At 68.0% G+C, this 12,654-nt stretch carries 11 protein-coding genes; 2 read left to right on the forward strand and 9 right to left on the reverse strand.

The window, feature by feature from the left end; translation table 11 throughout:
• Positions 1-20 precede the first annotated feature (20 nt).
• Positions 21-1,235, reverse strand: a complete 1,215-nt coding sequence (locus RT688_RS18360; RefSeq protein ID WP_313706288.1) for a glycine C-acetyltransferase — start codon at positions 1,233-1,235, stop codon at positions 21-23.
• Between the two features lie 221 nt (positions 1,236-1,456).
• On the opposite strand from RT688_RS18360, the gene RT688_RS18365 reads away from it, so the two are divergent.
• Complete coding sequence (locus tag RT688_RS18365; protein WP_313706289.1) at positions 1,457-2,035, forward strand: XRE family transcriptional regulator; 579 nt, start codon at positions 1,457-1,459, stop codon at positions 2,033-2,035.
• Positions 2,036-2,449: 414 nt separating this feature from the next.
• Here RT688_RS18365 and RT688_RS18370 read toward each other — a convergent pair whose 3' ends face one another.
• The 8 genes from RT688_RS18370 to RT688_RS18405 all read right to left on the reverse strand — a co-directional run bounded on the left by RT688_RS18370 (position 2,450) and on the right by RT688_RS18405 (position 11,878).
• Positions 2,450-4,582 (reverse strand): prolyl oligopeptidase family serine peptidase, encoded by a 2,133-nt coding sequence (locus RT688_RS18370; RefSeq protein ID WP_313706290.1) that lies wholly within the window; start codon positions 4,580-4,582, stop codon positions 2,450-2,452.
• 111 nt (positions 4,583-4,693) lie between these two features.
• A complete protein-coding gene (locus RT688_RS18375; protein ID WP_313706291.1) occupies positions 4,694-6,109 on the reverse strand; it encodes an SEL1-like repeat protein in 1,416 nt (471 codons plus the stop codon).
• A 220-nt stretch (positions 6,110-6,329) separates the two neighbouring features.
• Positions 6,330-7,091, reverse strand: a complete 762-nt coding sequence (locus RT688_RS18380; RefSeq protein ID WP_313706292.1) for a metal ABC transporter permease — start codon at positions 7,089-7,091, stop codon at positions 6,330-6,332.
• On the reverse strand, positions 7,092-8,003 hold the full coding sequence (locus tag RT688_RS18385; RefSeq protein WP_313706293.1) for a metal ABC transporter substrate-binding protein: 912 nt from the start codon (positions 8,001-8,003) through the stop codon (positions 7,092-7,094). It abuts the gene before it with no gap.
• 10 nt (positions 8,004-8,013) lie between these two features.
• Positions 8,014-9,504: a hypothetical protein gene (locus tag RT688_RS18390; RefSeq protein ID WP_313706294.1), complete on the reverse strand. Its 1,491-nt coding sequence runs from the start codon at positions 9,502-9,504 to the stop codon at positions 8,014-8,016.
• 75 nt (positions 9,505-9,579) lie between these two features.
• Entirely contained in the window at positions 9,580-9,918 is a 339-nt protein-coding gene (locus RT688_RS18395; protein WP_313706295.1) for a hypothetical protein, read from the reverse strand.
• A gap of 21 nt (positions 9,919-9,939) precedes the next feature.
• Positions 9,940-10,587 (reverse strand): 3'-5' exonuclease, encoded by a 648-nt coding sequence (locus RT688_RS18400; RefSeq protein ID WP_313706296.1) that lies wholly within the window; start codon positions 10,585-10,587, stop codon positions 9,940-9,942.
• Positions 10,588-10,609: 22 nt separating this feature from the next.
• On the reverse strand, positions 10,610-11,878 hold the full coding sequence (locus tag RT688_RS18405) for an Hsp70 family protein (protein WP_313706297.1): 1,269 nt from the start codon (positions 11,876-11,878) through the stop codon (positions 10,610-10,612).
• Between the two features lie 248 nt (positions 11,879-12,126).
• Between RT688_RS18405 and RT688_RS18410 the strand changes: the two genes are divergently transcribed.
• Positions 12,127-12,582 (forward strand): DUF2244 domain-containing protein, encoded by a 456-nt coding sequence (locus RT688_RS18410; RefSeq protein WP_313706298.1) that lies wholly within the window; start codon positions 12,127-12,129, stop codon positions 12,580-12,582.
• Positions 12,583-12,654 lie beyond the last annotated feature (72 nt).

The raw sequence follows: 12,654 nt of genomic DNA on the forward strand, positions 1-12,654 counted from the left end.
TAGTTCCTTGAAGCCGGTGATTAGTTATTCTTGAGGATGCCCAGTTCGCGGCCGGCCTGTTCGAAGGCGGCCAGCACCTTGTCGAGCTGTTCGCGGGTATGCGCGGCGGAGAGCTGGACGCGCACGCGCGCCTGGCCCATCGGCACCACGGGGTAGAAGAAGCCCGACAGCAGCACGCCCAGTTCGAACATGCGCGCCGCGAATTGTTGCGCCACCGGCGCGTCGAACAGCATCACCGGCACCACCGGGTGGGTGCCCGGCTTGATGGTGAAGCCGATGCGCTCGATCTCGCTGCGGAAGTAAGCGGTGTTTTCCATCAGGCGGTCGCGCAATTCGGTCGACTTGCCGATGCGCTCCAGCACCGCCAGCGAGGCGCCGGCGATCATCGGCGCCAGGGTGTTCGAGAACAGGTAAGGCCGCGACTTCTGGCGCAGGGTCTCGATGACTTCCTTGCGGCCCGAGGTGAAGCCGCCCATCGCGCCGCCCAGGGCCTTGCCCAGGGTGCCGGTGATGATGTCGATTCTACCCAGCACGCCGCAGTGTTCGTGGGTGCCACGGCCGGTCGCGCCCATGAAGCCGGAGGCGTGCGATTCGTCGACCAGGGTCAGCGCGCCGTACTTCTCGGCCAGTTCCACGATCTTGTCGAGCTGGGCGATGGTGCCGTCCATCGAGAACACGCCGTCGGTGACGATCACCTTGTGGCGCTTGCCCGCCTCGGTCGCGGCGACCAGCTGCTTCTCGAGGTCGGCCATGTCGTTGTTGGCGTAGCGGTAGCGCGCCGCCTTGCACAGGCGCACGCCGTCGATGATCGAGGCGTGGTTCAGGGCGTCCGAGATGATGGCGTCGTTCTCGTCGAACAGCGGCTCGAACACGCCGCCGTTGGCGTCGAAGGCGGCCGCGTACAGGATGGTGTCCTCGGTACCGAGGAACTTCGACAGCGCCTGCTCCAGCTCCTTGTGCACGGTCTGGGTGCCGCAGATGAAGCGCACCGACGACAGGCCGTAGCCGTACTTGGCCAGCGCGGCCTCGGCCGCCTTTTGCGTTTCCGGATCGCCCGACAGGCCCAGGTAGTTGTTGGCGCACATGTTGATCAGGGTGCGGCCGTCGTCGGCCACGACTTCGGCGCCCTGGCGCGAGGCCAGCACGCGCTCGGGTTTGAACAGGCCCTGGTCGCGCAGCGTGGAGAGGTTCTGCTGCAGGCCGGTGTAAAACGCGTTCTTCCCTTGTTCGCTCATGTCATTTCCCTGTCGGTGATGCCGGCTTGACCGGCTGTTGGACTATGCTGTACCGTTGACCGCTCTTCGTACCGATTCGCTGCCCTGCCTCGTTTTCGGTATTTCGAACTGAAATTCAATATAATGAATATTACGCCGACCTGCCGAACTTGGCAAGATCGCTTGGCAAGGGCACTTGGCAAGGTCGGGCGGTCCAACAATTACCAGAGCTGTCTGTCGAGATGAAAACCGTGGTCACGACCCATAATGCCCCGCCGGAAGTCGGCGCCACCCTGCAGCGCCTGCGCCTGGCGCGCGGCCTGACGCTGGAAGACCTGTCGCGCATCGCGGGGGTGTCGAAGTCGATGCTGTCGCAGATCGAGCGCGAAAAGGCCAATCCTACCATCGCCATCACCTGGCGTCTGGCCAATGCCCTGGGCGTGCAGATCGGCGAGCTGCTGGCGTCGGAAACGCGCGACGTCGAGGCGATCCGCGTGCTGGACGCCCACGAGACCCCGACCCTGCCCGGCACCCATGCCGGCTATACCCTGCGCATCCTGGGGCCGATGGAGCTGGCCGGGCAGTACGAATGGTACGAGCTGACCCTGGCGCCGGGCGGCGAGCTGGCCTCGCAGGCCCACGATCCGGGGACCAAGGAGCACATGACCGTGCTGAACGGCTCGCTCGAGGTGGAAGTCGGGACGTCGAAGCGCAAGGTGAAGGCCGGCGGAACGGCGAGGTATCCGGCGGACCAGGATCATGTGATCCGGAACGTGGGGAAGACCGAGGCGAAGGCCTTGCTGGTGGTGGTGCATCGGTAGCTTGCGCCGCTGGCGGATCTCGCTCGATACGACATTTGTTTTTTTGGCATAACAAATGTTTGCACGAGCTGCCACGGCACCTCCGCCGTACCGCGTGGACACAGGTGTCCACCCTACGCACTTCAGGCGCCGGCAATGGAACCCGCAAGGCAGATTTCATCAGCCGTAGCGCGTGGGTACGAGTACCCACCCTACGCCACTGCAAGCGCCAACAATAGAAGCACTGCATCGGGTTTCGTAGGGTGGGCTCCCGAGCCCACGCGGTCGTACTCGTGATCTGCCCCACCTTCACGGCCCACCCTCGCTGCCGCAACAATCGATACACAAAAAAATCGGGCCAGCCGAATCAAACGATTCGCTGGCCCGATCTCTTGCACGAACCAGGCAGCGGAAAGCCACCCGATACCCACACCATTACATCTTCAACGCGCGGCTCAGGAAGCCCCAGCGATCCGCCACTTCCTCGATCTGCTTGGCGGTCGGCTTGCCGGCGCCGTGCCCGGCCTTGGTGTCGATGCGGATGATCATCGGGTTGCAGCCGGCTTGGGCCGCCTGGGCGGCGGCGGCGAACTTGAAGCTGTGGGCCGGCACCACGCGGTCGTCGTGATCGGCGGTGGTGACCATGGTCGCCGGATAGCTCGTCCCCGGCTTCAGGTTATGCAGCGGCGAGTACTTGACCAGGGCCTTGAACTCGTCCGGGTTCTCCGACGAGCCGTAGTCCGAGGTCCAGGCCCAGCCGATGGTGAACTTGTGGAAGCGCAGCATGTCGAGCACGCCGACCATCGGGATCGCGGCGCCGAACAGGTCCGGACGCTGGGTCATCGCCGCGCCGACCAGCAGGCCGCCGTTGCTGCCGCCGCCGATCGCCAGCTTCGAAGGCTGGGTCACCTTGTTGGCGACCAGCCACTCGGCCGCGCCGATGAAGTCGTCGAACACGTTCTGCTTCTGCAGCTTGGTGCCGGCCTGGTGCCAGGACTCGCCGTATTCGCCGCCGCCGCGCAGGTTGGCCACGACGTAGACGCCGCCCATTTCCATCCAGGCCAGGTTGGCCGGCGAGAAGCCCGGCAGCATCGAGATGTTGAAGCCGCCGTAGCCGTAGAGGTAGGTCGGGTTGTTGCCGTCGAGTTTCAGACCCTTCTTCGACACGATGAACATCGGCACCTTGGTGCCGTCGCGGCTGGTGAAGAACTGCTGCCGGGTCTCATAGGCGTTCGGGTCGAAGTCGACCTTCGGCTGGCGGAACACGCTGGTTGTGCCGCTCTTCATGTCGAGACGGTAGATCGTCGTCGGGGTGGTGAAGCCGGTGAAGGAGAAGAAGGTCTCCTTGTCGCCGCGCTTGCCGGTGAAGCCCGAGACCGAACCGATGCCGGGCAGCGCGATCTCGCGCACCAGCTTGCCGTTGAGGTCGCTCACGCGCACGACGCTGCGCGCATCCTTCAGGTATTCGGCGATGATGCGATCGCCCACGATGTGGGCGGCGTTCAGGGTCTCCGCGGTTTCGGGAACGATCTCCTTCCAGTTCGCTTCAGCCGGTTTGCGCACGTCGATGGCGACGATGCGCTGGCGCGGCGCCTTGCGGTCGGTGCTGAAGTAGAACACGTCGCCGACGTTGTCGATGAAGTCGTAGGCGGCGTCGAAGTTGTCGATCAGCGGCACGACCTGCGAGTCGGGCTTCGACAGATCCTTGTAGAAGATGCGGTACTTGTGGGCGGTGCCCTTGGTCGCCGTGATCAGCAGGTACTTGCCGTCGTCGGTGGTCTGGGCGCGGAAGCCCCATTCCTTCTGGTCGGGACGGTCGTAGACCAGGGTGTCGGCGCTCTGCGGCGTGCCGATCTTGTGATAGTAGAGCTTCTGGTGGTAGTTGACGGCGGCCAGTTTCGTTTCTTCCGTCGGCTCGTCATAGCGGCTGTAGAAGAAGCCCTTGCCATCCTTGGTCCAGGCGGTCTGCGAGAACTTCACCCACTTCAGGTGGTCCTCGAGATCCTTGCCGGTCTCGATGTCGCGCACCTTCCACTCGTTCCAGTCCGAGCCCGAGGCGGCGGTGCCGTAGGCGAGCAGCTTGCCGTCCGGACTGACTTCGGCGCCGGCCAGGGCGACCGTGCGGTCGGCGGCCAGGGTGTTCGGGTCGAGCAGCATGCGCGGCTGGTCGTCCAGGTTCTTCATGGTGTACAGCACCGACTGGTTCTGCAGGCCGTCGTTGCGGCTGTAGAAGTAGCGTCCGCCTTCTTTCGACGGCACCGAGTAACGCTCGTAGTTCCACAGCTTGGTCAGGCGCTGGCGGATCGCCTCGCGCTGCGGGATCTGGCCCAGGTAAGCCTGGGTCACCGCGTTCTGGGCGTCGACCCACTGCTTGGTCTCGGCGCTGTTGGCGTCTTCCAGCCAGCGGTAAGGGTCGGCGATGGTGGTGCCGTGGTAGTTGTCCGTCTGGTCGACCTTCTGGGTGACCGGATACTTCATTGGACTGCCCGGGCAGGATGCCGGGTCGGCAGCCTGGACGCCGAAGGCCATCATCAGGGCCGCGGCGAGCGTTGCGTGTCTCATGTGCATATTGTTCTCGAAACGTGGTGTCATGAAGGCGGATGTGCCGGAGGGCATCATAACGCGAAACCCATCGGGATGCGACCTGCGGGCGGCGCGGCCGAATGAGCCGGACCGTCATCAGTCCGGCAGCGGCCGCTGCGGCCGGCGCCCGCCCGCCTCGCGGTGGCTGAGCTGCCACTTGTGCGACAGGTCGATCGCATGCCCGATCTCGGATGGGCTCAGGCGCCGCGCGGCGATGGTCTTGTTGACGTTGGCGGTGGCGTCGCCGCCCTCGGCCGCGAGCAGCATCCACATGTAGCCGCGCACCGGGTCGCGCGCCACGCCGCGGCCGCTGTTGTACATGCCGCCCAGGTTGAACTGGGCCAGGGCGTGCCCCTGCTCGGCGGCCTGGCCGTACCAGTAGACGGCGCGCCGGTCGTCCTGTTCGACGCCCTGGCCGAGGGCGTACATCACGCCCAGGTTGTTCTGGGCGCTGGCGTCGCCCTGGTTGGCGGCGAGCTGGTACCAGTGGGCGGCGCGCGCCGCGTCGCGCTCCACGCCCTGGCCGTTGGCATAGATGACGCCGAGGCTGAACTGGGCGTTCGCCGCGCCCTGCTCGGCCGCGCGCCGGTACCATTCGATCGCGCGCTCCGGCGCGCAGGCCGTGCCACGCCCGTGGGCATACATGTTCGCCAGGTTGTACTGCGCGGCCACGTGCCCCTGGCTGGCCGCGCGGCTGTACCACTCGAAGGCGCAGGCGTCGTCGCGGTCGACCTGCAGACCCGCGCGGCCGTTGGCGTACACGCTGCCGAGGATGAACTGGGCCTCGCGGTCGCCATGGCCGGCCGCGCGCTGCAGCCAGGCCAGGGCGCGGCGCGGATCGGGTTTCCCGCCCAGCCCTTCGGCGTAGGCGAGGCCGAGCTGGCGCTGGGCGCCGCGTTCGCCCGCGGCGGCGGCCTGGCGGAACCAGTACAGCGCCTGCTTGCCGCTGGCGTCCACGCCCTGGCCGCGCTTGTACATCAGGCCGAGGTTGAGCTGGGCCGCGCAATCGCCCTGCAGCGCGGCCTTGCGGAACCAGGCCATCGCCAGCGGATGGTTGACCGCCGCGCCGAGCCCGTGCAGGTAGCATTCGCCGAGCAGGTTCTGGGCGCTGGCCATGCCCTGCTCGGCCGCGCGGTAGTACCAGGACAGGGCGCGCTCGTGGTCCTGGCCCACGCCCCGGCCCTTGCGGTACATGTGGCCCAGGTTCTGCTGGGCCGAGGCGTCGCCCTGGTCGGCGGCGAGGCGGAACCAGCGCGCCGCCTCGGCGTCGCAGGCCTCGACGCCGCGCCCGTGGTAGTACATGGCGCCGAGGTGGTTCTGGGCGAACGCCAGCCCCTGCAGGGCGGCGCGGCGCAGCCAGCGGAAAGCGGCGGCGTCGTCGCGCTCGACGCCCTCGCCCTTCTTGTAGAGCAGCGCGAGGTTGAACTGGGCGTAGGGATTGCCGCGCTCGGCGGCTTCGCGGAACCACGCATAGGTCTGATGGCTCGCGCGTTGGAGCTGTTGGCGGTTCATGCTGGCCTCGAGGTGGACGTGTGTTCGCGCGGCGTGCCGGTGCGCGCGCCTGGCTCGGGGAGAGCTCGGTGTGCGCCTGGCAGCCTCATAAGTATTAACAAAATTTTAATGCCGGCCGGCGACGGGAGTTTGACTCGGAACAATCGTGACCATCCGCGCGCCCACAAAAAAGCCCGCCGGGCAGGCGCGCGGCGGGCTGGCCGGGAGGCGCGACGCGCGCTCAGGCGAGGGCCGGGCGGCGCGGGCCGAGGGCGTACACGAGCATCGCCAGCAGCGCCAGGCACCAGACGATCAGCGCGCCCGACGGCAGGTCGAGCAGCACCGACAGCACCAGCCCGGCGGCGTAGCCGCCGACGCCGATCAGGTAGGCGAAGGGCAGCTTGCGCGCCTCGCGGTAATGGCGCACGGCCAGGCTCGGCACGATCAGGCTGGCGAACACCAGGTAGACCCCGACCAGCTGGACCGAAGCCGTCACCGCCAGCGCGAACACCAGGTAGAAGCCGAGCCGCCCAAGACGGTTGCGCAGCAGCGCCAGCAGCGCCAGGATCAGCACCGCGCCGGCCGCCGGCATCACCAGCTGGTCGTAGCTTACCCACAGGATCTGCCCGGCCAGCAGGTCCTGCAGGTGTTCGCCGCCGTGCGGGTTGTGGGCGACCAGCAGCAGGCCGGCGGTGGCGGCCAGCACGAACAGCACGCCGATCTGCGCTTCCTGCACGTCGGGCCAGCGCCTTTCGGTCCAGGTCAGCAGCAAGGCGCCCAGCACGGCGGCGACGCCGGCGGCGGCCTGCATGGTCCAGCCATGCGGGTCCATGTCGAGCGCGCTGGCGATGATCACGCCGAGCGCGGCGATCTGGGCAATCGCCAGGTCGATGAAGACGATCCCGCGCTTGAGCACCTGAGCGCCGAGCGGGATGTGGGTGGCCAGTACCAGGATGCCCGCCAGGAAGGCCGGGAGGACGATCAGGAAGTCGACGTTCTCCACTTACTTCACCGCTTCCGCCAGGCGTTGCACCGTGGTGTCGAACAGCGCGAACAGGTCGCGGCTCTGGGCGTCGGCGCCGACCGTGTAGGGAATCACCACCGCCGGGATGCCGGCGCGCTGCGACAGCCACTGCGAGGCGCGCTCGTCCTGGTAGGCCGCGCGCAGCACCATCTTCGCCGGCTGCGTCTTCAGTTGGGCCAGCAGCTGGCCCAGCTGGGCCGCGCTCGGCTCGACGCCCGGCTTCGGCTCCAGGGAGCCGACCTGGCGCATGCCGAGCCAGGAGAGCAGGTACTCCATGTTGCGGTGGTGCTCGACCACGGTCACGCCGCGCAGCGGCGCCGCCTGCGCTTCCCACTTGCGCATGGCTGTCGCCCAGCGCGCGCTGAAGTCGGTCTGGCGCGCGGCGTAGAAGGCCGCGTTGGCCGGGTCGATCGCCGCCAGGCGCTTGGCCAGCTGGGCGCTGACCAGGGCGATGTTGTGCGGGTTCAGGTGCACGTGCGGATTGCCGTAGGCATGCACGTCGCCCTCGGCGCGGTCCAGGCGGTTCGGGATGTCCAGGCGCGGAACGAAAGTGCCGGCCTCGAAGAAGCCCGGCTGGCCGCGCGCGATCTTCGCATTACCCGACTGCTGGACCAGCAGCGGCAGCCAGCCCGCCTCCAGGTCGAGGCCGGTGCAGACCAGCAGGTCGGCGTTGCGGGTGCGGGCGATCAGGCCGGGACGGGCCTCGACCCGGTGCGGGTCCTGCAGCGCATTGGTCGCGCTCGAGACATTGACCTTGTCGCCGCCCAGCTCCTGGGTAAGGGCCTGCCACTCCGGTTCGCAGGTGAGGACGTTGATGGCCGCCTGGGCCGGAACGATGGCGGCGAAGGCCAACGCGCAGCCCGCCAACAGGATGGAAGGATGGAATTTCATGTGCTTCTCCTTAGAACGCGTGCGCCGCGTGGGCGCCCAGGCTCATGATGTACTGAAGGTAGAGCTGGTTGTCGCCGACGCCGGGCCGGGCTTCGTCGCGCGCGAACTGCAGGCGCAGGCGCGAGAACTCGGACGGGCTGTAGTCGACCATCACGCTGGTGCGTTTCGGTGCGTAGCTGGCCAGCGACGGAAAGGCGTCCAGGCCCAGGGCCCCGCTTTCCACCAGGCCGATGTACGGCGTGCCCGAGGACAGGCGGTCGTGGCGCAGGCCGGCGCGCCAGTTCGGCATGAACTGGTAGACGCCTTGCAGGTACCAGCCGGACTGGGTGCTGGCAAACGCGTCGGCCAGTTCGCCCGAAGCCAGGCTGCCGCTTTCCTTGCGGCGCATGTATTCGCCCTGCAGCTTGAAGTTGCGCTGGGTCGGGTTGCCGTTCGGCGCCCACTTGTACACGGCGTCCGCCACCCACATCGTCGAGCGGCCGGAGAAGGCGTTGACGATGCCCTCCTCGTCCCATGCGCGGTCGACGGCGCGCGTGCGCAGGTAGGACAGCCCCGCGCGCCAGCTCGACGAGTCGCCGATGTCGTCGCCGACGTGGGCGAACACGCTGGTCGCGCCGACGCCGTTCTTGTTGCGGTCGTTGCCCGGGAAGGCATGGCCGTTGCCCAGCTCCAGGCCGAGTTCGAGGAAGGTGTTCAGCGGCGCCAGCCAGCGCGCCTGGACGCCATCAAGCTTGTATTGGCCGCCGAAGAAGGCCTGGTAGGCCAGCGGCGCGTCGGCGAAGTCCCAGGTGTGGCTGTGCAGGCCGTTCAGGTAGCCGACGCCGGACAGGAAGCGGCCGGCCTTGCCGTTGATGCCGCCGCCCAGCTCGCGGGTGCGGACATAGGCTTCCTCGACCTCGACCTCGTTCTCGCCGCTCAGCGCGAAGGTGACCTGGCCGGCGAAGGTCGGGTCGATGTTGGCCGACATGGTCAGCTCGGATTCGCCCAGGTTGAAGCTGCGGCTGCCCGGACCGACCTCGCCGTCGGGCGGCATGAAGCCGCCCAGGCGCCAGGTTTCGGGATCGCGCTGCAGGTTGTTCCAGGTGCCGCCGAGGACCAGGCCGATGCTGGGGTTGAAACTGCTGGGGTTAAAACTGTCGCTGCGTTGGGCGACGCCGCCGCTGGCGGCTGGGGCAACCGGGGCAACCGGGGCGGCCGCGGCGAGTTGCGGCGCCGCAGCTTGCTCGCCGGCCGGTGCCTGCGCAGGCGTAGGAGCGGGCGCAGCGGCAGCTGCCTGCTGCTGCGCCGCGGCGGCCGCATTCTGGGCCTCGGCCACGGCGGCCTGGGCATCCTGCAGGCGCTGTTCGAGCGCCTGCAGGCGCGCCTCGTAGGATTGTTTCATCTGGCGGATCTGTTCGCGGATTGCCTCGAGCTCCTTGGCGTCGACAGGCGCGGCATGGGCGGACAGGGGCAAGGCAAAGGCGGCAGCGATCGCCGCCGACAGAACGGTATTCTTTGACATCGTGTTCTTCCGGTTCGAATGGAGATGGACGGACGGCATCCGCCGAGGCGGACGATCCGGTGGGGTCGGAAATCTCTAGACGAAGGAAGGCGGCGCGCGCGAACGGAAGGCGCAGACCGTGCGCGGCGCGGCCCCGCGCATGACGCTTGACGCGGCCAGCTCGGTGCGCAGGTCCGGCGCCACGAACTGGCGCACGGTACTGCCGACGGGGGACGCCAGCTGGGCCAGGGCCAGGCACTGGTTGCAGCTCTGGTCCTGGGCCAGCGCCTTGGCCAGCTCGCGGTCTTCGCCGGCGGCGACCGGGGCGTAGACCAGGCGCCCGGTCCAGTGCGACATCGCATGCGCGAACGCCAGCTGCTGGGATGCCAGCAGGAGCAGCGAGAGCAGCACATGGACAATACAGCGGCGCGTCATGGTGCCGGCATTGTAATGCGATCAGTCAGCTTGAGTGGCTTTTTTTTCGGCCGCGTATTTATCCAGCCAGCCCGGCACCTTGGCCGCGGCCAGGCGGTTCAGGCTGACCAGCAGGTCCGGCGCGACCTGGGGCAAGCCGTAGGACGAACCGAGGTGGCGGCCGATATGGATCAGGACCTCGGCCGCCACCTCGGCGTCGGCCTCGGCGCGGTGGGCGGCGCTGCGAAAGGCGATGCCGAGCTGGCGCGAGAGCTGGCCCAGCTTGTAGCTGGCCATGCCGGGGAAGACGCGGCGCGACAGCTTGAGCGAGCACACCAGGGCGGCGTGAGCGCAGGCCCGGTCCAGGCGCGCGCTTTCGGCCAGCAGGAATTTCTCGTCGAAGCTGGCGTTGTGGGCCGACAGCGTGTCGGCGCCGATGAAGTCGAGCAGCTCGGGCACCACCCTGGACGCCGGCGGCGCGGTGTCGACCATCTCCTGGGTAATCCCGGTCAGCCCGGTGATGAAGGACGGAATGCGCACGCCGCAGTTGACCAGCGAGACGTAGCGTTCGGTGATGCGGCCGCCCTCGATGCGCAGGGCCGCGACCTCGGTGATGCGGTCGCCCATGGCCGGCGACAGGCCGGTGGTCTCGAAGTCGAGCATCACGATGGGGCGTTCGAAGATGTGCATGGTCTGTCCTTGTCCGTTCCTGTTAACCGAATTTGCGCAGCGCGTCGAGCGCCAGGCCGGCGCCGATGCTGCCGAACAGGTCGCCCTCGACCGCGCGCGCCCCCGGCACCAGCGCTTTGACGCGCGCGCGCAGCAGGCCGACGCCGCTCGAACCGCCGGTGAAGAACACGGTGTCGACCGCCTCCGGCGCCACCCCGGCATCGTCCAGCAAGCGCAGGACGGTGGCGTCGATGTTGTCGAGCAGGCCGCCGATCGCCGCCTCGAACTGCACCCGTTGAACGGCCAGGGTCTCGGGCGGCGAAAGACGCTCGAGTTCCAGGGCGACCGTGTCGTGATCGGACAAACCGATCTTGGCGCCCTCGACCTGCATCGCCAGCCAGTGGCCGGCGCGCTCGTCGATCAGGTGCTGCAGGCGCTGCAGCTTGGCCGGCTCGCGCGCGTCGCGCACCAGGTCGGCCAGCTGGGCGATGCTCTTCCTCGTATACGCCTGGTTGATCGTGTGCCAGGTCGCCAGGTTGAAATAATAGCTCGACGGGATGTCGGCGCCCGAGCGCAGCAAGCTGCCGTAGCCGAGCAGCGGCATCACGGCCGCGAGGCTGAGGTACTTGTCGAAGTCGGTGCCGCCGATGTGCACGCCGCCGGTGGCCAGGATGTCGTCGCGGCGCTCCTTGCGGCCGGCGCGGCCTGGCCCCAGGCGCACCAGCGAGAAGTCCGAGGTGCCGCCGCCGATGTCGGCGATCAGGACCAGTTCCTCGCGGTCGATCTGCGACTCGTAGTCGAAGGCGGCGGCGATCGGCTCGTACTGGAAGGCGATCTCCTTGAACCCCACGCTCCTCGCCACCTCGGCCAGGGTGTCCTCGGCCAGCTGGTCGGCGGCGCGGTTGTCGTCGATGAAGAACACCGGGCGGCCGAACACGGCGCTGTCGAAGGCGCGTCCGGCCTGCCGCTCGGCACGGCGCTTGACCTCGCCGATGAACTGGGCCAGCAGCACGCGGAAGGGCAAGGCGCGCCCCGCCACTTCGGTCTGGCCGTCCATCAGGCTGGTGCCGAGCAGGCTCTTGAGCGAGCGCATCAGGCGGCCTTCGTAGCCGGACAGGTAGTCCGCCAGGGCCGCGCGGCCGTAGCGCACTTCCTCGTCGTCGGCATTGAAGAAAACCACCGAGGGCAGGGTCGGCTTGCCGTCCTCGAGGGCGAGCAGCGTGCGTTGCGCCGCTGTTTGCTGGGTTCCCGTGCCGACCCAGCCCACCGTGGAATTCGAGGTGCCGAAGTCGACGCCGCATGCGTTCGTCATGTCTGTCTTTCTTTGGAAGGGGCGGTATTCTATCAGACCTGGCAGGCAAGCGGGCCCAAGCGGCGAACCGGGGCGCGCAAGCGTTGCACGGCGGACACGCGCTAGCCCTGCGCCGCCATCGAGCCCGTCCTGCCTATAATCGAGGCAACCGGAGGACCCATCATGACCGCCGCATCCGCCCGCCGCTTGCCACGCCCCGCCTGCCGCCGCGCGCGGCCGGCCCGCGCGCCGGCAAGGAGCTGAACGCCATGGCCCGCCACTGGACGCTCAAGCGCAACTGCTCGCTGACGCCGCGCCAGTCGCTGGCCGCCTACGCCCTGCTCTGCGGGGCTTCCTTCGTCGTTGCCTTCGTCTTCCTGCTGCAGGGCTTCTGGATGGTGTTCGGCTTCGCCCTGGTGGAGATGACGGCCGTCGGCCTGGCGCTGCTGCACTACGCGCGCCATGCCCTCGACGTCGAGACCATCGCCCTCACCGAGCATTGCCTCCTGATCGAACGCATCGATGCCGGCCGGCGCGAGGTGATCCGGCTCGATCCCACCTGGCTGCGCGTGCTGCCGCCCGAGCCGCGCACCCGCAAGCTGATCCATCTCGAGTCGCACGGCGCCCAGGTGGCGGTCGGCGCCTACGTGTCGGAAGCGACGCGCCTGCAGGTGGCCCAGGAACTGAAGCAGGCCATGCGCGCGGGCTCGGGCCGGAGCCGCTGAAAAAGTTGTCTTCGATGTAAGTTTCTTCTTACATCCGCACGGCTGTGCAACCGATAGGGATTTTCTATCCCG

Source organism: Massilia sp. (assembly GCF_032106685.1).
In the GTDB taxonomy this organism is placed as follows: domain Bacteria; phylum Pseudomonadota; class Gammaproteobacteria; order Burkholderiales; family Burkholderiaceae_D; genus Telluria.

Coding starts and splice junctions, on each gene's coding strand:
- RT688_RS18360 (WP_313706288.1), bottom strand. CDS start 1,235: ATGAGCGAACAAGGGAAGAACGCGTTTTACACCGGCCTGCAGCAGAAC.
- RT688_RS18365 (WP_313706289.1), top strand. CDS start 1,457: ATGAAAACCGTGGTCACGACCCATAATGCCCCGCCGGAAGTCGGCGCC.
- RT688_RS18370 (WP_313706290.1), bottom strand. CDS start 4,582: ATGCACATGAGACACGCAACGCTCGCCGCGGCCCTGATGATGGCCTTC.
- RT688_RS18375 (WP_313706291.1), bottom strand. CDS start 6,109: ATGAACCGCCAACAGCTCCAACGCGCGAGCCATCAGACCTATGCGTGG.
- RT688_RS18385 (WP_313706293.1), bottom strand. CDS start 8,003: ATGAAATTCCATCCTTCCATCCTGTTGGCGGGCTGCGCGTTGGCCTTC.
- RT688_RS18390 (WP_313706294.1), bottom strand. CDS start 9,504: ATGTCAAAGAATACCGTTCTGTCGGCGGCGATCGCTGCCGCCTTTGCC.
- RT688_RS18395 (WP_313706295.1), bottom strand. CDS start 9,918: ATGACGCGCCGCTGTATTGTCCATGTGCTGCTCTCGCTGCTCCTGCTG.
- RT688_RS18400 (WP_313706296.1), bottom strand. CDS start 10,587: ATGCACATCTTCGAACGCCCCATCGTGATGCTCGACTTCGAGACCACC.
- RT688_RS18405 (WP_313706297.1), bottom strand. CDS start 11,878: ATGACGAACGCATGCGGCGTCGACTTCGGCACCTCGAATTCCACGGTG.
- RT688_RS18410 (WP_313706298.1), top strand. CDS start 12,127: ATGGCCCGCCACTGGACGCTCAAGCGCAACTGCTCGCTGACGCCGCGC.